This window comes from Spirillospora sp. NPDC049024, from assembly GCF_040649235.1.
Classification (GTDB): domain Bacteria; phylum Actinomycetota; class Actinomycetes; order Streptosporangiales; family Streptosporangiaceae; genus Spirillospora.
This window is the reverse complement of the sequence record NZ_JBEZFD010000012.1, coordinates 168,546-189,606: the sequence shown is the minus strand read 5'-3', so window position 1 is coordinate 189,606 and position 21,061 is coordinate 168,546. Positions and strand designations below refer to the sequence as shown.

Below are 21,061 nucleotides of genomic sequence, written 5' to 3'. Positions count from 1 at the left end.
CCGCCGCCCGCTGAGCACACCGACCCACGGAGGACGCGCCCCGGGGCGCACACCCCTCCCTTTCCCCTTGCGCCCGCGGTCCGGCTTGGCGGGTGCGCGTGGGACGAGCCCCGGGCCTGGGCGGTCCGGGGCTCGTCCGTGAAGCGGATGAAGCAGAGGGAGCGGGTCAGATGAGGCCGAGCTTGCGGACGGCGTCGCGCTCCTCCGACAGCTCGTTCACCGAGGCGTCGATCCGGGCGCGGGAGAAGTCGTCGATCTCCAGGCCCTGGACGATCTCCCACTCGCCGTCCTTGGTGGTGACCGGGAAGGACGAGATCAGGCCCTCCGGGACGCCGTAGGAGCCGTCCGACACGACCGCCATGGACGTCCAGTTGCCGTCGGCGGTGCCGTTCACCCAGGTGTGCACGTGGTCGATCGCGGCGGACGCGGCCGACGCCGCCGACGACGCGCCCCGCGCCTCGATGATCGCGGCGCCGCGCTTGGCGACGGTCGGGATGAAGTCGTTCTCCAGCCAGTTCTGGTCGTTCACCGTCTCGGCGGCGTTCTTGCCGGCGATCTCGGCGTGGAACAGGTCCGGGTACTGCGTGGCGGAGTGGTTGCCCCAGATCGTCATCTTCCGGATGTCGGCGACCGAGACGCCCGCCTTCTTCGACAGCTGCGCCAGCGCGCGGTTGTGGTCGAGGCGCGTCATCGCGGTGAACCGCTCGGCCGGGACGTCCGGGGCGTGCTGCTGCGCGATCAGCGCGTTGGTGTTCGCGGGGTTGCCGACCACCAGGACCTTGACGTCGTCGGCGGCGCCGGCGTTGATCGCCTCGCCCTGCGGCTTGAAGATGCCGCCGTTGGCCTCCAGCAGGTCGCCGCGCTCCATGCCCTTCGTGCGCGGGCGGGCGCCGACCAGCAGCGCGACGTTCGTCCCCTCGAAGGCGCGCCCGGCGTCGTCGAAGATGTCGATGCCGGACAGCAGCGGGAACGCGCAGTCGTCCAGTTCCATCGCGGTGCCCTCGGCGGCCTTCACCGCCTGCGGAATCTCCAGCAGGCGCAGGCGTACGGGCACGTCCGCGCCGAGGAGGTGCCCGGACGCGATGCGGAACAGCAGCGCGTAGCCGATCTGGCCCGCGGCGCCGGTAACGGTAACGGTGACTGGGGTGCGAGTCATGCGTCCTTCTCCTGCTGTGACCTGACGGGGCTCAGGCGGCCATCCTTGGGAACCCGACCGCCCGAGAGGCCGCCCGCATGCGCCGGCTGGCGCGGGTTCTCTCGCCGTCGAGATAGTTGCGGTGCCAGGCTATCGCGCACGTCCTACCCGCGACCGTCCAGGTGCACCTCCCGGCATGCCACAGGGGCCCCGAACAGGCGGAACGCCGTCCGGAAAGGCTGGATGCGGTCCCGGGAAGGCGGAAGGCCGCCCCGGACGGATCCGGGACGGCCCTCGACCGCCTGCGCGAAGTCGACCGCCTGCGCAGGTCGACTCCGCTGGGGAGGCTCGATCAGGAGTTGATCTTCTTCTGGAGGTTGGTGTCGAGCGCCTCCAGGAAGCCCTGCGTGGTCAGCCAGGGGGTCTCGCCGCCGACGAGCAGGGCGAGGTCCTTGGTCATCTGGCCGCTCTCGACGGTCTCGATGCAGACCTGCTCCAGCTTGCGGGCGAAGTCGATGACCTCGGGCTGGCCGTCGAGCTTGCCGCGGTGCTCCAGCCCGCGCGTCCAGGCGAAGATCGACGCGATCGGGTTGGTCGACGTCGGCTTGCCCTGCTGGTGCTGCCGGTAGTGCCGGGTCACCGTGCCGTGCGCGGCCTCCGCCTCGACGGTCCTGCCGTCCGGGGTCATGAGGACCGAGGTCATGAGGCCGAGGGAGCCGAAGCCCTGCGCGAGGGTGTCGGACTGGACGTCGCCGTCGTAGTTCTTGGCGGCCCAGACGAACCCGCCCTCCCACTTGAGCGCCGCGGCGACCATGTCGTCGATGAGGCGGTGCTCGTAGGTGAGGCCCTTGGACTCGAACTCGGCCTTGAACTCGGTCTCGTAGATCTCCTGGAAGAGGTCCTTGAACCGGCCGTCGTAGGCCTTGAGGATCGTGTTCTTCGTCGACATGTACAGCGGCATCTCGCGGTTGAGCGCGTACCGCATGCTCGTCCGGGCGAAGTCGCGGATCGAGTCGTCGAAGTTGTACATGCCCATGGCCACGCCGCCGCCGGGGAAGTTCGCGATCTCGAACTCCATCGGCTCACCCTCGTTCTCGGGGGTGTAGGTGATCGTCACCTTGCCGGGGCCGGGCACGACGAAGTCGGTGGCCTTGTACTGGTCGCCGTGGGCGTGGCGGCCGATGATGATCGGCTTCGTCCAACCGGGGACCAGGCGGGGGATGTTGGAGACAACGATCGGCTCGCGGAAGATCACGCCGCCCAGGATGTTGCGGATCGTCCCGTTCGGGGACCGCCACATCTTCTTCAGGCCGAACTCCTCGACGCGTGCCTCGTCGGGGGTGATGGTCGCGCACTTGACGCCCACGCCGTGCTCCAGGATGGCGTTGGCGGCGTCGACGGTGACCTGGTCGTCCGTGGCGTCACGGTGCTCGATCCCCAGGTCGTAGTACTTCAGGTCCACATCGAGGTAGGGCAGGATCAACTGGTCCTTGATGAATTTCCAGATGATCCGCGTCATTTCGTCGCCGTCGAGTTCGACGACCGGGCCCGCTACTTTGATCTTGGGCATGCTTGTGCTGTCCCTTTCCTACACCTGGCCAGCAGTCCTTGTAAGGCTCAACTGGCTAGGCTAGCCGAGGCGGTCATGAGGTCTAGACCTGGCCTTGCCACGGCGACCCCCGCCCTCGCCCCCACCTGCGCGGACGCGCTAGCCCGGCGGCCCTTCACCCGTCCGGGAGGAGCGCCCGGCGAGGAGGAGCCGCACACCGCGCACCAGCATCGTGAGGGCGATCAGGACGCCGAACGCCCCGGCGAGCACGAGCCCGGTCTTGTTCATCGGCGGGACGCTCAGCGAGACGAACGCGACCATCTCGCCGAGGATCACGAGCGTCCAGCAGTCGACCGACCGGCTGCGGACGGCGAGCGGGCCGAGCTGCGACTCGGGCAGCAGCAGCCGGGCGAGCGCGCCGATGAGCAGCGCGGCGGCCATCAGGCCCGAGCCCTTGCGGAAGTAGTTGAACGCGCACAGCGTGAGTCCCGCGCCGACGCCGCTGAGCACGAGGAGGTACGGCAGCCGCGCGAGCCAGTGCGGGGCGGCGCCCCTCCGACGCGGCGCCTTGCGCCTGCGCCGATGCACCTGGGTGCTCATGGCCCTCACGGTATAGGCATTCGGGTCCCGGCACGACATCGCGCACCCGCCGTCGCGCGCCACCGCCGGAATGCGGATGGGTCCTATGTGCTCCAGGTGATGGCCGAGAGCCCGCAATCCCTTGCGCCACCGGTCCTACTCGCCAGTAGGAGGGTGTGACGGCACGGCGCCCGGGTAACCCGGCAGACAGGGGTCGCTAACTAGCTGGGAGGACTGCCGTGGAGGGGCCGTTCATGCGGATCGAGGACAGCGGGCTGGTGATGCCGCTGCGCCCCGACGTGACGACGGTCGGGAGAGGGAGAGGAGTGGACATCCGCCTCGACGACCCGAGTGTGTCCCGATTGCACGCAGAGATCGTCCGACGTGGCCCGTACGTCTACGTGGTGGACATGGGCCTGTCCCGCAACGGGACGCGCGTCAACGGCCGGCCGATCGCACGCCGTGTACTGGAGGACGGTGACGTCGTGAGCTTCGGCACGGCGCGCTGCCGGTTGGGGGGCATCCCCCGTGAGGAGGTCGACCCGGACGTCGAACTGCGGCGCGCCGTCGCACCCGAGCTCACCCGCCGCGAGGTCGACGTGCTGACCTCGCTGTGCCGGCCCGCCCTGTCCGACGAGGCGTTCGTGGCTCCGGCCACCGCACGCGACATCGCCGGCGAGCTGGTCGTCACCGAGGCCGCGGTCAAGCAGCATCTGCTGCGCCTCTATCAGAAGTTCCGGATCCCCGAGGGCGCGAACCGGCGCACTCGGCTCGCCAACGAGGTCATCGCGATGGGCCTCGTCCGACCGCTGCCACCGGTGCACGTCCCCCAGCAGGGACGTCCGCCGATGGACGGGCGCGTCCCCGGGGTGCGCGGCACCACCGAGACGCGCCGGCCGGGCACGACGGGCCACACCCATGCGCCGGGCCGTCCGGCGCACAGCACGGCCGCGGGACGGAGGGCCAGCTGATGTGAGACCTGCGGTCGCCCTCCCCGGCAGCGCAAACCAGAGGGCGATCGCTGAGCCCCCCATAAGGCCGCGTATGTGACGGCGCGGCCAGGGCTGCGTGAGCGGGGGCCGCCACCTGGTGCTGGGTGGCGGCCCCCGCGGCGCGTCGTCTCGGGACGGCGGTCGGTCAGCGGGTCTGCTCGGCGGCCTCGACGACGTTCGCGAGCAGCATCGCGCGGGTCATCGGGCCGACGCCGCCGGGGTTGGGCGCGACCCAGCCCGCGACTTCGCGGACGTCTGCGGCGACGTCGCCGGCGAGCTTGCCGTCCACCCGGGAGACGCCCACGTCGAGGACGGCGGCGCCGGGCTTGACCATGTCGGCGGTGATGAGGCCGGGAACGCCCGCGGCGGCGACGACGATGTCGGCCTTGCGGGTGTGCTCGGCGAGGTCGCGGGTCGCGGTGTGGCAGAGGGTGACGGTCGCGTTCTCGCTGCGGCGGGTCAGCAGCAGGCCGAGGGAGCGTCCGACGGTGATGCCGCGGCCGACGACCGTGACCTCGGCGCCCCTCAGCGGGACGTCGAAGCGGCGCAGCAGCTCGACGATGCCCTTCGGCGTGCACGGCAGCGGGCCCGGCTGCATCAGGACGAGCCGGCCGAGGTTCGTCGGGTGCAGGCCGTCGGCGTCCTTGGCGGGGTCGATGCGCTCCAGCACGCGCTGCTCGTCCAGGCCCTTCGGGAGCGGCAGCTGGACGATGTAGCCGGTGCAGGCGGGGTCGGCGTTCAGCTCGGCGACGGCGCGCTCCACCTCGTCCTGGGACGCGGTGGCGGGCAGGTCGCGGCGGATGCTCTCGATGCCGACCTCGGCGCAGTCGCGGTGCTTCATGTTCACGTAGGAGTGGCTGCCGGGGTCGTCGCCGACCAGGACGGTGCCGAGCCCGACGGACACGCCGCGGTCGCGGAGCGCCTCGACGCGGACCTTGAGGTTCGAGCGGATCTCGGCGGCCGTGGCCTTGCCGTCCAGAATCTGTGCCGTCATGCGTTCCTCCGCGTGGATGTCGGCCGGGACCGGGCCCCGGGCGCAATGCCCGGCCGGAAGGGGTCCCGTCCACCCAGGCGCGCGGTGTCCGGACTGTCGTTCGCTCCCCGGTGGTGATCCACCTTGACCGCGCCAGTCGCGTAGGAACCCATGCTAACCGGCCGCCCGCGAACGGCCGCCCAGGGACTTCCCGGGGAGCGCCCGCGCGAGTGGCTTGCGGATAACGGCGCCAAGTGGCTCTGCCGGAGTCCGCCCCCGGGCTCCTAGCGTGCTCGGCATGAGCGACGAACGGTTGAGCGGCGCATGGTTCGAGCGACCCGTCCTGACCGGGCGGTACGTGCGGCTGGAGCCGCTGGCCGCCGAGCACTCCGGCGGCCTGTTCGAGGCGTCCAAGGACCCCGGACTGTGGACCTGGATGAACGAGCGTCAGCCGGCGAGCGCCGCGGACATGCGCGCACTGGTCGACACGGCGCTGGCGGCCTGCGAGCGCGGGCTGCGCCTGCCCTGGGTCCAGATCGACGCGGTGACCGGCGAGGTCGCCGGGATGACCTCCTACTACGAGATCTCCCCGTCCCACCGCGGCCTGTGCATCGGCCACACCTGGCTCGGGGCGCGGTGGCACCGGACGGGCCTCAACACCGAGGCGAAACTGCTCCTGATGGGCCGCGCGTTCGGCGACCTGGGGGCGATCCGGGTCGGGTGGCACACGCACGTCCGCAACGAGCGGTCGCGTGCGGCGATCGAGCGGCTCGGGGCGTCGTTCGAGGGCGTCCACCGCAAGCACCGGATCCGCGCGGACGGCTCGATCCGCGACACCGCCGCCTACGCGATGACGGACGACGAGTGGCCCGCCGCCGAGCGGGCCCTGCGGGCGAGACTGCGCTGAGGGACGCGCGGCCCCGGCCGCCCCTCACATGCGCTCGGCCCTTCGAGCGGTCAGGGCTCGGAGCGCTCAGTCCTCGGAGCGCTGGCGCCAGCCGATGACGCGGTCGGTGCCGTGCCAGCCGAACTGGGCGGCGAGCACCGCGGCCAGGAACGCGGCCACGATCCCGATCACCTGCCGGGACTCCATCAGCAGCGAGTCGGCCTGGTAGACGACGCCGAGCATCAGGGACATCAGGAAATCCATCCCGCCTCCAACACGGAACGCCCGCGCCGGGGTCAAGGGAGGGTCAAGGGGGGCGCGGCAGTGCGAGGCTACCCGCCCGGCGCCGGTGCGCGGTCCCGCATCGAAAAATAGGTCGCAAACGGACAACCTCGTTGAACAGCGACGGGACGGGCGCCGGGGCTGACCCGCCGCTGGGGAGCCGAGGACGCGGCGTCCCGCGGCCGCGCGGGACGAGAGGGCTTCGGACATGCCGGCGGGGGCGGTCCCCGGCCGTGGATCACGAGCCGGGGGCCGCCCCCGCGTCCGCAGTACGGCGCGCCCGCAGGAGCGGCGCGCCTGGCGAGCCGTCAGTGGAAGAAGTGCCTGACGCCGGTGAAGTAGAGGGTGATGCCCGCCTTCTCCGCCGCGGCGATCACCTTGTCGTCGTTGACGGACCCGCCCGGCTCGACGATCGCGCGGACGCCCGCCTCGGCCAGCACCTCCAGGCCGTCCGGGAAGGGGAAGAACGCGTCGGACGCGCCCACGGACGACGCGGCGCGCTCCTGCCCGGCCCGCGCGACGGCGAGCTTGGCGGAGTCGACCCGGTTGACCTGGCCCATGCCGACGCCCACGGTGGCGCCGTCCGCGGCCAGCAGGATCGCGTTGGACTTCACCGAGCGGATGGCCCGCCAGGCGAAGACCAGGTCGCGCAGGGTCGCCTCGTCCGCGGCGGCGCCGGTCTTCAGCTCCCAGGCGGACGGGTCGTCGCCGTCGGCGTCCACGCGGTCGACGCCCTGCAGCAGCATGCCGCCGTCGATGCGCCGGTACTCGGTGTCGCCCACAGGGGCGTCCGGGCAGACCAGCAGGCGGATGTTCTTGAACCGGTCCTTGAGGACCGTCACGGCCTCGTCCTCGAAGGACGGGGCGACCAGCACCTCGGCGAAGCTCTCGGTGACCTGGCGGGCCATGTCCGCGGTGACCGGCCGGTTCGCCGCGATCACCCCGCCGTAGGCCGACACCGGGTCGCAGGCGTGCGCCTTGCGGTGCGCCTCGGCGATGTCCGCGCCGACCGCGATGCCGCACGGGTTGGCGTGCTTGATGATCGCGACGCACGGCTCGGTGAAGTCGTAGGCGGCGCGGCGCGCGGCGTCGGTGTCGACGTAGTTGTTGTAGGACATCTCCTTGCCGTAGAGCTGCTCGGCCCCCGCGAGGCCCGTCTCGCCCGGCGAGCGGTACAGGGCGGCCCGCTGGTGCGGGTTCTCGCCGTACCGCAGGGTGTTCGAGCGCTCCCACGTGGCGCCGAGGAAGTCGGGCCACCGCGTCTCGGCGGCGGTCTCGTCGGGCGCGTAGGCGCTCGCGAACCAGGAGGCCACGGCCACGTCGTAGGACGCGGTGTGCGCGAACGCCCGCGCGGCGAGGCGGCGGCGCTCGTCCAGGGTGAACCCGCCGGCCCGCACGGCGTCCAGGACCGTCCCGTAGCCGGACGGGTCCACCACGACGGAGACGCTCGCGTGGTTCTTCGCGGCGGCGCGGACCATCGTGGGGCCGCCGATGTCGATCTGCTCGACGCACTCGTCCGGCGTCGCGCCCGAGTCCACCGTGTCGGCGAACGGGTACAGGTTCGCGACCACCAGGTCGAACGGCTCCACGGCCAGGTCGTCGAGCTGCTGGAGGTGGTCCTCCTTGCGCCGGTCGGCGAGCAGGCCCGCGTGCACCTTCGGGTGCAGGGTCTTGACCCGCCCGTCCAGGCACTCGGGGAACCCGGTGAGCTTCTCCACCTTCATCACCGGGACGCCGGCCGCGGAGATCCGGCCCGCCGTCGACCCGGTCGAGACGATCTCCACTCCCGCCTCGTGCAGGCCGCGGGCCAGCTCCTCCAGCCTGGACTTGTCGTACACGCTGATCAGCGCGCGCTTAATCGCCACCCGACTCACCGGCCGAGCTCCCCTCTTGATCGGACGAACCCCTGTCAGACGAACCGCTGTCAACCGAACAGCTGTCAGACGAACCGCTGCCGGACGAGGCAGTGGCGGGCGAAGCGCCGTCGGGCGCGTCCCCGCAGGTCCTGCACTTCATCGAGACCCGCCTGCCCCGCGCGGTCCATCCGTCGCGGGCCAGCCGTCCGACGACGTCGACGAGGAGGCGGCGCTCCACCTGCTTGATCCGCTCGTGCAGGGAGTCTTCGTCGTCATGCCAGCCCACGGGAACGGTCTCCTGGGCGATGACGGGTCCGGTGTCCACGCCTTCGTCGACGAAGTGAACCGTACAGCCCGTGACCTTCACCCCGTACGCCAGGGCGTCCCGTACGGCGTGCGCGCCGGGGAACGACGGCAGCAGCGCGGGATGGGTGTTGACCGTCCGGCCGCCGAAGCGCGCCAGGAAGTGCGGGCCGAGGATCTTCATGAAGCCGGCGGACACCACGAGGTCCGGCTCGTACTTCGCGACCGCCTCGGCGAGCGCCGCGTCCCAGTCGTCCCGGGACGCGAAATCCGGTATGCGAAGGGTGAAAGTGGGCACACCCGCGCGTTCGGCGCGCTCGGTTCCCCCGATATCGGGGCGGTCCGCCCCCACGGCCACCACTTTCGCCCCGTAGGCTGGATCCGCGCACGCGTCGAGCAGCGCTTGTAGGTTGGTCCCCGCGCCGGAGACGAGGACGACGAGCCGGGCGGACACCATGACTCCCCGGTGGACGTTGCTGGGACACCACGAAGCCTATCGGGCGACGTCGGCGCCGCTTCACCCCAGACCACACGAACCAGACCACACAAGACGACACGAACCCGGACCATACGAACCGGGACCGCACGAACCCGGACCGCACGAACCGGGACCGCACGAACCAGACCGTACGGACCCGGACCGCACGGCAGACCGCAGGGAAACGACATGCGCACGGGCCAGGAGGAGAAGAACGTGAGCGAGCAGCCGGACCATCCGGCCCAGCCCGAAGACCGCCCGGAGGCGCGGCCCGGGGGGCAGCCGCCCGCGGGGCCGCGGGAGGGCCGGCGGGGCACCGGCTGGCGGGCCCTGTGGCTCGGCGGCGTCGCCCTGCTGACCGCGTTCTTCTTCTACCCGCTCGGCCTGGTGCTCGGCGTCGCCGCACTCGTCGTCGGCATCAAGGCCCGCCGGAACGCGCGCCGCACGCAGTCCCCCGCCCCCGGCGCCGTCCCCGGCATCGTGCTCGGGTCGCTCGGGCTGGCGTTCTCGCTGCTGTCGGTCTCCCTCACGGCGTTCCTGTGGACGGAGCTGAGCGGCTACCAGAGCTGCGTCAGCGCGTCCAACACCACCACCGACAAGCAGGCGTGCCGCGAGAAGTACTACCCCAAGATCGAGGAGAAGCTCGACCTGCCCGCCGGCAGCATGGACAAGTACGGCGACCTCCTCTGACCCGCCTCCTCTGACCCGGCCCCTGCGGAACCGCCCGGTCTGAGGATCCAGAGCCGGGTCAGCCCTCCTGGTCGGTCTCGTCGCGCAGGACGTAGATGGCGCCGCCCCGGTTCTCGGTGCGGCCGGAGTCCTCGCGGGGCGGCGGGACGGGGCGCCGCCTCTCCTCGGGCTCCGGCTCCTCGTGTGCGCCGAGGCCGTCCCGCGCGCCGGACTCGTCGGGCTCGTCGGGCTCGTCGGCCAGATGCCCCTCGACGACGACCGTGCCGTCGCCCGGCGGCGGGGGGACGTCCTCGATGAGGTCGGGCAGGGGGTCGGTCCGGCGGCGGGAGCGCCGGGGCGCGAGGACGGGCTCGGCCTCCTCGAACTCCAGCGGATCCGGTGCGTGCGGGGCCCTCGGCGCCGGCCTGGGCGGGTTCTCCGCGTGCGGGTCGTAGTCCCCGGGAACGGGCGCGGACAGCGGAACGACCGGCTCGGGCACCCCCCGCGCCTGCTTCTTGGGCTTGGCAGGCTTCTGCTTGGCCGGCTTCTTCGGCGCGCCCTTCCCGGAAGCCGGCATCGCGGCAGAAGCCTTCTTGGACGCCCGCCTCCCAGGCCCTGGCTCAGCCCCTGCCGTCTCAGCCCCCGCCTTCCCTGATCTCGCCTTCCGGGACCTCGTTTTCTTGGACGGGACGCGCGCCGGGCGCCGCAGCACCATCCAGTTCGCCACCCACGCGGCGATCGCGGCCGAGATCCCCACCTCGAGGGCGGCCATCAGCCCGACCTGCCAGGCGGACGGGCCCACGGTCGCCATCCGCCCGCCGCCCAGCGGACCTCCGGCCAGCGCGCTCAGCAGCGCCGCGACGGCCCCGGTCAGGGCACCGGACACGAACCCCCACAGCGGCGCGCCCTCCGACACCGGGCTCGGCAGCGACCGGATCGTCAGGACGCCGCCGACCGCGCCCGCGACGAACGGCGCCGCCAGCGCGAGCAGCGAGATCGCGGGCGCCGGGCCCGGCTGGGGCAGGGCCGCGAGCGGCGGGAACGCGGGCACGGCGTCCAGGAACACCCCGGTCGGGGAGACGCTCGTCCCGGCGCCGACGGAGAACCCGGGCCCGACCGCGTACGCCATGCCCCAGATCGCCGCGTTCGGCAGGAAGGCGAGCTCGATCAGCAGCAGCAGGACGCCGCCGACGACGCCGGGGGCGAGCATGTCGTAGAGGTCGTCGGCGTCCGACATGTGCGTGGCGAGGGACCCGGCCACGAGCAGCGCGCCCGACGCGAGCAGCACGCTCAGCGACCCCGCCACGCCGATCATCAGGGACCGCGGCCGGTCGGGCAGCAGCCGCAGCAGCGCGCCCAGCCCGGAGCGGACCCGCCGCCCCTGGGCCTCCGCCGCCACGACCGCCCGCGCCGCCCCGAGCCCGCCCGCGGTGACGGCGACGAGGAAGCATCCGACGAGCGCCTGCCACGCCGACGGCCTGACCTCCTTGGTCGACGCCGCGAGCGCGAGGAGCCCGGCCAGGGCCGCGTAAGGCGCGGCCAGCGCGACCGCCACCTGCACGACCGCGATCCGCTGCCGGCGCGGCAGCCCGGTCACCCGGATCATCCAGCCGCCGCCCCGGTACAGCAGCACCCCGGGCAGGACGAGCACGCCGAGCGGAAGGAGCCCGAACCGCCCGTGCCCGTAGGAGAAGCCCGCGTGGTGCGAGACCAGCCAGAAGTTCACGGCCGTCCGGAACACCCCGGCCATGCCGTGGCCGAGCGCGGTCTTCGGCGCGGCGATCCAGCCGATCAGCGTGATCGTCATGAGCACGGCGAGCCCGATGCCGATGCACCACAGCGCCGCCACGAGGCCCGTCACGTACAGCGGCCTGGCGGGGGCGGCGGCCGCGGACCGTCCGCGCCCGGAGTCCGCGCGCGGCGGCCCGGCGGCATGCCCCGCTCCGCTCTCCGGCGCGGCCTTCGGCGCACCCTTGGAGGACGCCGCCTTGGAAGGCACCGCCTTCGGAGACGCGGCCTTCGGAGACGCGGCCTTCGACGGCTCCCGCTTCGCACGCTGCCCGGGGGTCTTGTCGCTCACCGGTCCATGCTGGCACCGCCCCCGTCCCCGCAAGGCCCGCCCGCCCGGCGTGTCGCCTTTGTCATCGCCCCCTGTCTCAGCGCGCCCCCGCCCCAGCGCGCCGCTGCGCTCCGGGACGCGAAAGACGCCCGGGCCGCGGGCGGCTCGGGCGTCTTTCGGATGGTCCGGCGTTCTCAGCCTGGTCCCGGGGGGTCAGAGCTTCTGCATGATCTCCCGCATCAGGACGGCGGTCTCGCTCGGGGTCTTGCCGACCCGGACGCCGACCTTCTCCAGGGCCTCCTTCTTCGCCTGCGCGGTGCCGGCGGAGCCGGACACGATGGCGCCGGCGTGGCCCATGGTCTTGCCCTCGGGGGCGGTGAACCCGGCGACGTAGCCGACGACCGGCTTGGTCACGTGCTGCTCGATGTAGGCGGCGGCGCGCTCCTCGGCGTCGCCCCCGATCTCACCGATCATCACGATGGCGTCGGTCTCCGGGTCGTCCTGGAACGCCTGGAGCGCGTCGATGTGGGTCGTCCCGATGACGGGGTCGCCGCCGATGCCGACGCAGGTGGAGAAGCCGATGTCGCGCAGCTCGTACATCATCTGGTAGGTCAGCGTGCCCGACTTGGACACGAGCCCGATGCGGCCGGGCGTGGTGATGTCGGCCGGGATGATGCCGGCGTTCGACTTGCCGGGGGACGCGATGCCGGGGCAGTTCGGCCCGATGATGCGGGTCTTGTTCCCCTTGGACTCCGCGTACGCCCAGAAGTAGGCGGTGTCGTGCACCGGGATGCCCTCGGTGATGACGACGCAGAGCGGGATCTCGGCGTCGATCGCCTCGACCACGGCGTCCTTGGTGAACTTCGGCGGGACGAAGACGACGGAGACGTCCGCGCCGGTCTCCTGCATGGCCTCCTTGACGGTGCCGAACACCGGGAGGGTCGTGCCGTCGAAGTCGACCGTCTGGCCGGCCTTGCGGGCGTTCACGCCGCCGACGACCTGGGCGCCGGAGGCGAGCATCCGGCGGCCGTGCTTGGTGCCCTCGGAGCCCGTGATGCCCTGGACGATGATCTTGCTGTTCTCGGTGAGCCAGATGGCCATTGTCATGCACCTGCCGCTGCGAGTTCGGCGGCGCGCTTGGCCGCGTCGTCCATGGTGTCGACCTGCTGGACGCCGGGCAGCGCCGCGTCGGTGAGGATCTTGCGCCCGAGTTCGGCGTTGTTGCCGTCCAGCCGGACGACGAGCGGGCGGTCGACGGCCTCGCCGCGGTCGGCCAGGAGCTTGTAGGCCGAGACGATGCCGTTGGCGACGGCGTCGCAGGCGGTGATGCCGCCGAAGACGTTGACGAAGACGGACTTGACGTCGGCGTCGGACAGGACGATCTCCAGCCCGTTCGCCATCACCTCGGCGGAGGCGCCGCCGCCGATGTCGAGGAAGTTCGCGGGCTTCTGGCCCCCGAACTCCTCGCCCGCGTAGGCGACCACGTCGAGGGTGGACATGACCAGGCCGGCGCCGTTGCCGATGATGCCGACGCTGCCGTCCAGCTTGACGTAGTTGAGGTCCTTGGCCTTGGCCGCCGCCTCCAGGGGGTCGGCCGCGGCCTTGTCCTCGAGCTTCTCGTGGTCGTCCTGGCGGAACGAGGCGTTGTCGTCCAGGGAGACCTTGCCGTCGAGGGCCTTCACCTGGCCGTCGGCGGTGAGGATCATCGGGTTCACCTCGACGAGGGAGGCGTCCTCGTCGGTGAACACGGCCCACAGCCGCTCGATCAGCTCGGCGGCGCCGTCGAGGGCCTCCTGCGGGAGGCGGCCCTTCTCGGCGATCTCCCGGGCCTTGGCCCGGTCGATGCCCTCCAGCGGGGAGACGGGCACCATCGCCAGCCGGTCGTGCGGCACCTCCTCGATCTCCACGCCGCCCTCGACGGAGCAGATGGAGAGGAAGGTCCGGTTGGCGCGGTCGAGCAGGAACGAGAAGTAGTACTCCTGCGCGATCGCGCTGCCCTCCTCGACCAGGACCTTGTGGACCGTGTGGCCCTTGATGTCCATGCCGAGGATCTGGGTGGCGAGCTGCTCGGCCTCGTCGGCGGAGTCGGCGAGCTTCACGCCGCCGGCCTTGCCGCGGCCCCCGGTCTTCACCTGGGCCTTGACGACGACCTTCGAGCTCCCCGCGGCGAACAGCTCCGCCGCGATGGCCCGGGCTTCCTGGGGAGTATGGGCGACCTTGCCGGTGGGCACCGGTACCCCGTACTCGGCGAAGAGTTCCTTCGCCTGATGTTCGAACAGGTCCACGAGGCGTCCTTTTACGGATCGACAGCCGAATGTGCGACCACACGAGTGGGGGTTACACGGGTGTCCGTGCGGCCGGCACTCTGCGGTCCGCTCCGTCGATGCAGCCTAGTCAACCCGTCTTCATGGTGACGCCGCCGGGTCCACAAGTCACCGAGACTTCCCCTTGCCGTGACGGCTCGCCGGGCGGGAGGTGTGCTCATCCTCAAGGGAGGGCACGAGTGGCCCGTGAGGAGGATGAACCGATTGACGTAGTTTGATGTACTAATTCGGCGAGACGGCCAGGCGGACAGGGGGCGAACGCATGGCAATGGCGGAGGAACGGGACACGTCCGTAGCGGCACCGGTCCCCATCACGTCCGCCACGTCCGCACCGCCGTCGGCGCAGCCATCCGCAACACCGTCCGCATCGCCATCTGCATCGCCATCTGCATCGTCATCCGCATCGCCGGCCGTGCCTCCGCCCGCGGGCGGGCCCACCGCTCCGCGCAGGCGGATCGTGCTGCGCAGGCGGATCGTGCCGCGCGGCCGCTCGGGGGTCCGTAAGGTGCGGCGCACCGCGGGCCTGCTCATCGTGGCGGCCCTCGTGGCGACCGGCGGAGCCACCGTCCCCGAGCCGCCCGACCCCGGCTGGGCGAGCCCCGGGCTCGTCGGCGGCGGCGGATGGCCGTTCGCGGGCGTCCCGCTGTCCCCCGACCAGGCCGAGGGGGCCTCCTACCTGCCGGGCAGCTCGGTGGTCAGGCTCGCGGACGGCCGGATCCGGCTCGTCCCGTCCGGTGGCGAGACACCGATCACCGTGGACGCCTCCGACCCGCGGGTGGCCCGGGCGGTCCGGTCCGACAGCGCGTGGCTGGCGCAGGGCACCGTCCCGGAGGGCGGCCAGGGGGGCGCCTACCGCGACATGGCGACGCGCGCCCTGCTCGATCTCCGGCTCCTCACCCGCCCGAACGGCGCGTCCCTCGCGTCCTGGTACTCGAAGTGGCGGTACTGCTGGCCCCGCGACTCCGCGTTCGCCGTCGCCGCGTTCGCCGCGACCGGGCATCCGTCCGAGGCGCGCCGCATCCTGCGCTTCCTCGCCCGCGCGCAGCACGACGACGGGATGTGGGCCGCGCGGTACAACCCCGACGGCACGGCCGTCGCGGACGGGCGGGCCCCGCAACTCGACTCGCTCGGCTGGGTGCTGTGGTCGACGTGGTTCTACCGCGTCCAGGCGGCCGACCAGAACGAACTCCCCGTGCTGTGGCCGATGGTGCGGCGCGCCGCCGACCACCTGGCGCGCTCCCTGGACGCCGAGGGGCTCCCGCCCGCCTCGTCCGACTACTGGGAGCGCGGCCACCGGCACGAGCAGGACCCGCGCCGCCCGACGCTCGGCGTGGTCGGGCCGGTGCTGGCCGGGCTGCGCGCGGCGACCGACCTCGCGCGGATGCGCGGCGACGGCGAGAGGGCGGCGCAGTGGCGGCACGCCGCACAGCGGGTATCGGACGCGGTGGCCCGGCAGTTCGCCCCCTACGGCTACCCGCGCTCACCCGTGCCCGGCGGGCTGATGGACACCTCGGTGACGTTCATCGCGCCGCCGTTCGCGCCGGCCGACGCGGGCGTGACCGCAGCGGTCGCGGACGCCGCGCGCAAGCAGGCGCTGCCGAACGGGGGCGTCCTGCCGGGCGAGCGCTGGTCCGGCGACCCCGTCGTCGCGTGGACGCCGGAGACCGCGCTGTTCGGGCTGAGCGCGGCCGCGTCGGGCCGGACGGGCGAGGCCCATGACCGGCTCGGCTGGCTCTCCGCTCACCGCACGTCCATGGGCGTCCTGCCGGAAAAGGTCGGTGCGACCGGCAAGCCCGCGGGCCCGGCGCCCCTGGGCTGGACGGCGTCGCTCGTCCTGCTGAGCCTCTCCGCACTGGAGCGCCCGCTCCCGACCCCCTAGCAGGGCCTCCCTACCAGCGGGGACTCCTAGCCGAACTGCTCGTAGCCGAGCTTCAGCACGAGCGCGGTGACGACACAGAGCAGGACGGCCCGGACGAAACCGGCGCCGCGGCTGATCGCCATGTGCGCGCCGAGCTGCGCGCCGACGATGTTGCAGGCCGCCATGCCGAGCCCGACGGCCCACAGGACGTGCCCCTGCACCGCGAACACGGCGAGCGCGCCCAGGTTGGTGCCCGCGTTGATGATCTTCGAGGTGGCGGAGGCGTCGACGAAGTCCATGCCGAGCAGCGCGGTGAAGGCGATCACCAGGAACGTCCCCGTGCCCGGCCCGAGGAGCCCGTCGTAGAAGGCGATCGCGACGCCCGGGACGAGGACGGCGGCGGCGACCCGGCGGCGGGTCCGCAGCGCCAGCCGCGGGACCCGGCCGAGATCCGGCCTGAGCACCACGATCGCGGCCACCGCCAGCAGGACGACCATGATGAGGGGCTTCAGCACGTCCGAGGAGATCGCCGCCGCGCAGAGGGCCCCGCCGGCGGCGCAGGCCACCGCGAGCAGGCCCGCCGGGACGGCGACCCGGACGTCGGGCTTGGCCTTGCGCGCGTAGGCGACGGCCGCCGAGGTGGTGCCCGCGATCGACCCCAGCTTGTTGGTGGCGAGCGCGGCCGCGACCGGCTGCCCCGGGTTCAGCAGCAGCAGCGCGGGCAGCTGGATCAGGCCTCCCCCGCCGACCACGGCGTCGACCCAGCCCGCGGCGACGGCGGCGGCCAGCAGCAAGAGGACCTGCTCTGCGTGCACGGACACTCCCGGGGGTAAGGAGTAAAAATAAGATCATCCATTACCCTACCGGGAGCGCCGGATCAGGGGGCCGCCCACTCGTCGGCGAGGACCGCCCACACCTGGACGTCCCGCCGCTCGCCGTCCAGCACGAAGGCCTGCCGCAGGACGCCCTCGCAGGTCATCCCGAGCCGTTCGGCCACGGCCGCGCTGGCGGCGTTGCGCGGGTCGCACAGCCACTCCACCCGGTGCATCCCCCGCACACCGACCGCCCAGTCGATCATGACGCGGACGGCCTCGGTGATCAGCCCGCGTCCCCGCGCCTCGACGGCGAGCCACACGCCCACCTCGCAGACGCCCTGCGCGGCGTCGAACGTCCGGAAGACCGTGCCGCCCTGGAGGACGCCGTCCACCCAGATGCCGTACATGCGGCCCTCGTCCCTGGCCTGCCTCTCGGCGTAGGCCCGGAGGAACGCGCGGGCCGACTTCTCGTCCACCACGGTCCGGGCCCACGGGATGTACTGCTCGATGTCCTTGCGGACCCGGTCCGCGTGCTCGGCGAACTCGGCCGCCTGCCATGGCTCGAACGGGCGCAGTTCAGCGCCCTCGGCGAGCGTGCGAGCGAACATGGAGCCTCCCGGAGGGTACGTACCGAACGTTTGTTATGTACTCTACGGGAATGCCCGCCCGAGGTGATCACGACGCCCGGCGCCGGGACGTGTCCGAGGCCGTCTGGCGCGTCCTCGCCGCCCGCGGCTTCACCGGCCTGACCCTGCGCGCCGTCGCGGCGGAGATGGACGCGTCCACCGGCCTGCTCACGCACTACTTCCCGAACAAGAGGGCCCTGGTCGCCTACGCCCTGGACCTCGCCGAGGAGCGCACCGCGAGCCGGCCACTCCGCCAGGCACCGCCCGGCCTGGCGTCCCTGCGCGCCGCCCTTCTGGACGTCCTGCCGCTGACTCCCGCCGCGTCGGCCATGAACCGCGTCTGGGTCGGCTCATGGGACGTGGCGCTCGCCGACCCCGAGCTAGGCGAGCGCCAGCGGCGCCGCTACGACAACTGGCGCGCCCGGCTCCGCCCGTACGTCGCCACCGCCGTCGAACGCGGCGAGCTGCCCGCCGCGACCGACGTGGACGACACCGTCGCGTCCGCCGCCGCCTTCGCGCACGGCATCGTCGTGCACGCGCTGTTCGCCCCCGACGCGTACCCGCCCGGCCGCCAGACCGCGCTCCTGGACGCCTTCCTGACCTCCCTGGCCACGGGATCCCGCTTCCCCGCGGCACCCGGCGAGAATGAATAATGCCCCGATGAGCAAGCCGCGCACGCTGCGCTGCCCCCGGCACCTCGCCATGATCCTCGCCGGAGGCGCCATCGCCGCCCTCTTCGGCGTCGTGGCGGTCCAGAAGGCCCGCGGCGGCGCGGGTACCCCGGCGCTCGCCGCCGGGATCGCGTGCTTCGCGCTCGCACTCGGTGCCGTCGCCATGCTGCGGACACGCATGATCCTGGACGCGGAGGGCCTCACCCTCGTCGCGGGCCACGGCCGCCGCCGGTTCGCGTGGACGGAGATCATCGAGATCTCCGCGGACGCCCACCACGGCTTCTGGCTGCTCCAGGTGCGGTCCGGGGAACGCGAGCGCCAGGCCGCCTTCTTCCCCGTCAGGCTCGCGTCGATGCCCGTGGACCAGGGCACCCGCTTCAGGGAACCGTCCGGCGACACCCCCTACGGCCTCTACAGGCTGCACGCCGAGCTCTGGGAGGAATGGCGACGGCACGTTCCGCCCCCGCGCGGAGCCGCCTAGATGGGCCGGACGCCGCTGGGCGATCCTGGTCCCATGACGATCAGTACGCGCGCCCTCGGTGACGACTTCACCGCCCCCATCGACGACCGCTACTTCGAGGACTACACCGCCGGCACGACCTACGAGTACGGGCACGTCACCCCGGACGAGGCGGAGATCATCGAGTTCGCCCGCCGCTTCGACCCGCAGCCCATCCACGTGGACCCGGACTTCGCCGCGTCCGGCCCGTTCAAGGGCATCATCGCCAGCGGCTGGCACACCGGCTCGATCATGATGCGGCTGTTCGCCGACCACTTCCTGTCCCGGGTCGCGAGCCTCGCGTCCCCGGGCGTGGACGAGCTGCGCTGGCCCGCTCCCGTCCGTCCCGGCGACACCCTCCGCCTGCGCGTCGCCGTCCTGGAGGCCCGCCCGTCCCGCTCCAAGCCGGACCGGGGCATCGTGCTCACCCGCGCCGAACTCCTCAACCAGGACGACCATCTCGTCCTGCACACCCTCCCGGCGAACCTCCTCCGCCGCCGGCCGACCTGATCACCGCGCGCCCTCCGGAACCGGCCGCGGCTCGGCGGCCGGCGACGGGACGGCGGGTTCGGGCAGCGTGCGGAACAGCAGCCAGGCCAGCGCGGGCAGCGCGATCAGCGGGGTGAGCGCCACGCGCAGCGAGGAGGCGTCGGCGACGGCGCCGAGGACGGGGCTGGCGAGGCCGCCGACGCTGACCGTCAGACCGAGGGTGACACCGGCGGCGGTGCCGACGCGCGTGGGCAGGTAGTCCTGGCCCAGCGTGACCTGCAGCGAGAACGGGATGTAAAGGCCCGCGGAGGTCAGCGCCACGAACAGGTAGAGCGCCGGGCCGGGCACGAACACGACGCCCGCGACGGCGGCGGCGGTCAGCAGGTACGACCTGCGCACGACGGTGACCCGGTCCCAGCGGGCGGCCAGGGAACCGCCGAGCACGGTGCCCACCGCGCCCCCCAGGTACAGGACGAACAGCGCCGCGGTGCCCGCCGCCACTCCCCCTCCGGTGCGCTCCCGCGCGTAGAACGAGATGAAGGTGCTCAGCCCGACGAACACGACCGACCGGCAGATCACGGCCAGCGACAGCCTGACGAAGGACCGCCGGTCGTCGACCCCGGCGTTCGTGGCCGCGCGCCCGCCGGAAGCCGTCCCCTCAAGGGCGCGCAGGACGGGCAGGCACAGGACGCTGCCCGCGAGCGCGGGCACCACCAGGAACGGCGTGCACCGCAGGCCGCCGGTCGCGACGACCGCCGCGACCAGGAGGGGCGCGAGCGCGAACCCCAGGTTGCCGCCGACGGAGAACCAGCTCATCGCGGTATGGCTGCCTCTGCTGGCCTTCCGCGCGACCCGTGCGGACTCGGGATGGTACGCGGCGACCCCGACCCCGGAGACCGCCACGAAGGCCAGGGTGAGCGCGTAGTCGCCGCTGAGACCGCTCAGGGCGATCCCCACTCCCCCGAGAAGCGTGCTCAGCGGCAGCAGCCAGGGCATCGCCCACCTGTCGGTGAGCGCGCCGAACAGCGGCTGCGCCACCGACGACAGCAGCGACGCGGCGAGGACGATGCCGGAGGCCGCGGCGTAGGTGTAGGCGCGCTCGGCGACGAAGAACGGGACGAGCGCCGTCACCGAACCCTGGTAGACGTCCACGCAGGCGTGCCCGGCGGACAGCAGGAAGACCGACCTTCTCGTTGACACGTCCCTCATGCTCACGCGCGGGGACCATGTCGGGCTTCCGATAATCTGCCAACCAATGCAGGAAACCCGCCATCAACCGGTCGCACCGACCCGAGCGCGCTCGCTGGCGCCGGGCGCCGCCATCGACGCCCACCGCCACGACGACCACCAGATCGCCTACGCCGGACGCGGCGTGGTGGCCGTCACCACCGGCGCGGGCTCATGGGTGGCGCCCGCCGACCGCGCCATCTGGATCCCGGCCGGGGCCGTCCACTCCCACCAGGCCCACGGCGAGCTCGAACTGCACCTGGTCGGCCTCCCCGCCGCCGACAACCCGCTCGGGCTGGACGAGCCGGCGGTGCTCGGCGTCAGCCCGCTGCTGCGGGAGCTGATCCTCGCCTACACCCGCGACCCGGACGACGACACCCCCGCCCGCGCCCGGCTGCGGGCTGTACTGCTGGACCAACTGCGGGTCTCGTCCCAGCAGCCGCTGCATCTGCCCGCCCCGACCGTCCCGCGCCTCAAGGCGCTGTGCGCGATCCTGCACGCCGATCCCGCCGACAACCGCACGCTCGCCGAGCTGGGCCGGGAGGTCGGTGCGAGCGAGCGGACCCTGTCCCGGCTCTTCAGGGCCGACCTCGGGATGACGTTCCCGCAGTGGCGCACCCAGCTGCGCCTGTACCACGCGCTGGTGCTCCTGGCCGAGGACACGCCGGTGACCACCGTGGCCCACCGCTGCGGCTGGTCGTCCGCCAGCAGCTTCATCGACGTCTTCCGCCGGGCCTTCGGCCACACCCCGGGCACCCACCACCCCGCGTGAGCGGGCGCCCCGCCAGGGT

The 21,061-nt window shown here is 72.7% G+C and carries 21 protein-coding genes and 1 riboswitch; of the genes, 8 read left to right on the top strand and 13 right to left on the bottom strand.

The genetic code is table 11. The features are described from left to right. Positions 1–166 precede the first annotated feature (166 nt). From AB0C21_RS23330 to AB0C21_RS23320, 3 genes are all read right to left on the bottom strand, one after another. Complete coding sequence (locus AB0C21_RS23330) at positions 167–1,156, bottom strand: malate dehydrogenase (RefSeq protein WP_500206850.1); 990 nt, start codon at positions 1,154–1,156, stop codon at positions 167–169. A 331-nt stretch (positions 1,157–1,487) separates the two neighbouring features. Beyond that, complete coding sequence (locus AB0C21_RS23325) at positions 1,488–2,705, bottom strand: NADP-dependent isocitrate dehydrogenase (RefSeq protein WP_149259033.1); 1,218 nt, start codon at positions 2,703–2,705, stop codon at positions 1,488–1,490. Positions 2,706–2,843: 138 nt separating this feature from the next. Further along, positions 2,844–3,284, bottom strand: a complete 441-nt coding sequence (locus tag AB0C21_RS23320; protein WP_500206848.1) for a DUF3017 domain-containing protein — start codon at positions 3,282–3,284, stop codon at positions 2,844–2,846. 218 nt (positions 3,285–3,502) lie between these two features. On the opposite strand from AB0C21_RS23320, the gene AB0C21_RS23315 reads away from it, so the two are divergent. Further along, a complete protein-coding gene (locus tag AB0C21_RS23315; protein WP_149259031.1) occupies positions 3,503–4,234 on the top strand; it encodes an FHA domain-containing protein in 732 nt (243 codons plus the stop codon). Positions 4,235–4,400: 166 nt separating this feature from the next. Here AB0C21_RS23315 and AB0C21_RS23310 read toward each other — a convergent pair whose 3' ends face one another. Beyond that, a complete protein-coding gene (locus AB0C21_RS23310) occupies positions 4,401–5,249 on the bottom strand; it encodes a bifunctional methylenetetrahydrofolate dehydrogenase/methenyltetrahydrofolate cyclohydrolase (RefSeq protein ID WP_500206846.1) in 849 nt (282 codons plus the stop codon). Positions 5,250–5,313: 64 nt separating this feature from the next. Further along, positions 5,314–5,399: riboswitch (ZMP/ZTP riboswitch) on the bottom strand. A gap of 127 nt (positions 5,400–5,526) precedes the next feature. On the opposite strand from AB0C21_RS23310, the gene AB0C21_RS23305 reads away from it, so the two are divergent. Then, on the top strand, positions 5,527–6,135 hold the full coding sequence (locus AB0C21_RS23305; RefSeq protein WP_500206845.1) for a GNAT family N-acetyltransferase: 609 nt from the start codon (positions 5,527–5,529) through the stop codon (positions 6,133–6,135). 66 nt (positions 6,136–6,201) lie between these two features. Here AB0C21_RS23305 and AB0C21_RS23300 read toward each other — a convergent pair whose 3' ends face one another. From AB0C21_RS23300 to purN, 3 genes are all read right to left on the bottom strand, one after another. Beyond that, complete coding sequence (locus AB0C21_RS23300; RefSeq protein ID WP_500206843.1) at positions 6,202–6,378, bottom strand: hypothetical protein; 177 nt, start codon at positions 6,376–6,378, stop codon at positions 6,202–6,204. A gap of 326 nt (positions 6,379–6,704) precedes the next feature. Then, positions 6,705–8,270, bottom strand: coding sequence for a bifunctional phosphoribosylaminoimidazolecarboxamide formyltransferase/IMP cyclohydrolase (gene purH, locus AB0C21_RS23295; protein ID WP_500206842.1), 1,566 nt, complete (start codon positions 8,268–8,270; stop codon positions 6,705–6,707). Then, entirely contained in the window at positions 8,251–9,012 is a 762-nt protein-coding gene (purN, locus tag AB0C21_RS23290; RefSeq protein WP_500206840.1) for a phosphoribosylglycinamide formyltransferase, read from the bottom strand. Before purN ends, purH begins: the two co-directional genes overlap by 20 nt. 210 nt (positions 9,013–9,222) lie before the next feature. On the opposite strand from purN, the gene AB0C21_RS23285 reads away from it, so the two are divergent. Next, a complete protein-coding gene (locus AB0C21_RS23285; protein ID WP_500206839.1) occupies positions 9,223–9,723 on the top strand; it encodes a DUF4190 domain-containing protein in 501 nt (166 codons plus the stop codon). 58 nt (positions 9,724–9,781) lie between these two features. Here the strand turns inward: AB0C21_RS23285 and AB0C21_RS23280 are convergent, their stop codons facing one another. From AB0C21_RS23280 to sucC, 3 genes are all read right to left on the bottom strand, one after another. After that, positions 9,782–11,782, bottom strand: coding sequence for a cell division protein PerM (locus tag AB0C21_RS23280; RefSeq protein ID WP_500206837.1), 2,001 nt, complete (start codon positions 11,780–11,782; stop codon positions 9,782–9,784). 192 nt (positions 11,783–11,974) lie between these two features. Then, positions 11,975–12,862: a succinate--CoA ligase subunit alpha gene (gene sucD / locus AB0C21_RS23275; RefSeq protein ID WP_149259026.1), complete on the bottom strand. Its 888-nt coding sequence runs from the start codon at positions 12,860–12,862 to the stop codon at positions 11,975–11,977. A 2-nt stretch (positions 12,863–12,864) separates the two neighbouring features. Next, positions 12,865–14,046, bottom strand: a complete 1,182-nt coding sequence (gene sucC, locus AB0C21_RS23270) for an ADP-forming succinate--CoA ligase subunit beta (RefSeq protein ID WP_500206835.1) — start codon at positions 14,044–14,046, stop codon at positions 12,865–12,867. 451 nt (positions 14,047–14,497) lie between these two features. Here sucC and AB0C21_RS23265 point away from each other — a divergent pair, with 451 nt between their 5' ends. Beyond that, positions 14,498–15,964, top strand: coding sequence for a glycoside hydrolase family 15 protein (locus AB0C21_RS23265; protein ID WP_500206834.1), 1,467 nt, complete (start codon positions 14,498–14,500; stop codon positions 15,962–15,964). Positions 15,965–15,990: 26 nt separating this feature from the next. On the opposite strand, the gene AB0C21_RS23260 is transcribed toward AB0C21_RS23265, so the two are convergent. After that, on the bottom strand, positions 15,991–16,758 hold the full coding sequence (locus tag AB0C21_RS23260; protein WP_500206832.1) for a sulfite exporter TauE/SafE family protein: 768 nt from the start codon (positions 16,756–16,758) through the stop codon (positions 15,991–15,993). A gap of 62 nt (positions 16,759–16,820) precedes the next feature. Then, entirely contained in the window at positions 16,821–17,366 is a 546-nt protein-coding gene (locus AB0C21_RS23255; RefSeq protein ID WP_500206830.1) for a GNAT family N-acetyltransferase, read from the bottom strand. Positions 17,367–17,416: 50 nt separating this feature from the next. Here AB0C21_RS23255 and AB0C21_RS23250 point away from each other — a divergent pair, with 50 nt between their 5' ends. The 3 genes from AB0C21_RS23250 to AB0C21_RS23240 are packed head-to-tail and all read left to right on the top strand — an operon-like array spanning position 17,417 to position 19,064. Next, positions 17,417–18,037, top strand: a complete 621-nt coding sequence (locus tag AB0C21_RS23250; protein ID WP_500206829.1) for a TetR/AcrR family transcriptional regulator — start codon at positions 17,417–17,419, stop codon at positions 18,035–18,037. A gap of 7 nt (positions 18,038–18,044) precedes the next feature. After that, positions 18,045–18,536 carry a hypothetical protein gene (locus AB0C21_RS23245; RefSeq protein ID WP_500206827.1) on the top strand — a complete coding sequence of 164 codons (492 nt, stop codon included), beginning with the start codon at positions 18,045–18,047 and terminating at the stop codon, positions 18,534–18,536. A gap of 33 nt (positions 18,537–18,569) precedes the next feature. Further along, positions 18,570–19,064, top strand: coding sequence for a MaoC family dehydratase (locus AB0C21_RS23240; protein WP_500206825.1), 495 nt, complete (start codon positions 18,570–18,572; stop codon positions 19,062–19,064). On the opposite strand, the gene AB0C21_RS23235 is transcribed toward AB0C21_RS23240, so the two are convergent. Further along, positions 19,065–20,243, bottom strand: a complete 1,179-nt coding sequence (locus AB0C21_RS23235) for an MFS transporter (protein ID WP_500206824.1) — start codon at positions 20,241–20,243, stop codon at positions 19,065–19,067. It abuts the gene before it with no gap. Positions 20,244–20,298: 55 nt separating this feature from the next. Here AB0C21_RS23235 and AB0C21_RS23230 point away from each other — a divergent pair, with 55 nt between their 5' ends. Next, a complete protein-coding gene (locus AB0C21_RS23230) occupies positions 20,299–21,042 on the top strand; it encodes an AraC family transcriptional regulator (protein WP_500206822.1) in 744 nt (247 codons plus the stop codon). Positions 21,043–21,061: the final 19 nt, after the last annotated feature.

Excerpts from the sequence above, each read along its gene's own strand:
- AB0C21_RS23330 (WP_500206850.1), bottom strand. The coding sequence starts at position 1,156 with ATGACTCGCACCCCAGTCACCGTTACCGTTACCGGCGCCGCGGGCCAG.
- AB0C21_RS23325 (WP_149259033.1), bottom strand. The coding sequence starts at position 2,705 with ATGCCCAAGATCAAAGTAGCGGGCCCGGTCGTCGAACTCGACGGCGAC.
- AB0C21_RS23320 (WP_500206848.1), bottom strand. The coding sequence starts at position 3,284 with ATGAGCACCCAGGTGCATCGGCGCAGGCGCAAGGCGCCGCGTCGGAGG.
- AB0C21_RS23310 (WP_500206846.1), bottom strand. The coding sequence starts at position 5,249 with ATGACGGCACAGATTCTGGACGGCAAGGCCACGGCCGCCGAGATCCGC.
- AB0C21_RS23305 (WP_500206845.1), top strand. The coding sequence starts at position 5,527 with ATGAGCGACGAACGGTTGAGCGGCGCATGGTTCGAGCGACCCGTCCTG.
- AB0C21_RS23300 (WP_500206843.1), bottom strand. The coding sequence starts at position 6,378 with ATGGATTTCCTGATGTCCCTGATGCTCGGCGTCGTCTACCAGGCCGAC.
- purN (WP_500206840.1), bottom strand. The coding sequence starts at position 9,012 with ATGGTGTCCGCCCGGCTCGTCGTCCTCGTCTCCGGCGCGGGGACCAAC.
- AB0C21_RS23285 (WP_500206839.1), top strand. The coding sequence starts at position 9,223 with ATGCGCACGGGCCAGGAGGAGAAGAACGTGAGCGAGCAGCCGGACCAT.
- sucD (WP_149259026.1), bottom strand. The coding sequence starts at position 12,862 with ATGGCCATCTGGCTCACCGAGAACAGCAAGATCATCGTCCAGGGCATC.
- AB0C21_RS23255 (WP_500206830.1), bottom strand. The coding sequence starts at position 17,366 with ATGTTCGCTCGCACGCTCGCCGAGGGCGCTGAACTGCGCCCGTTCGAG.
- AB0C21_RS23250 (WP_500206829.1), top strand. The coding sequence starts at position 17,417 with ATGCCCGCCCGAGGTGATCACGACGCCCGGCGCCGGGACGTGTCCGAG.
- AB0C21_RS23245 (WP_500206827.1), top strand. The coding sequence starts at position 18,045 with ATGAGCAAGCCGCGCACGCTGCGCTGCCCCCGGCACCTCGCCATGATC.
- AB0C21_RS23240 (WP_500206825.1), top strand. The coding sequence starts at position 18,570 with ATGACGATCAGTACGCGCGCCCTCGGTGACGACTTCACCGCCCCCATC.
- AB0C21_RS23230 (WP_500206822.1), top strand. The coding sequence starts at position 20,299 with ATGCAGGAAACCCGCCATCAACCGGTCGCACCGACCCGAGCGCGCTCG.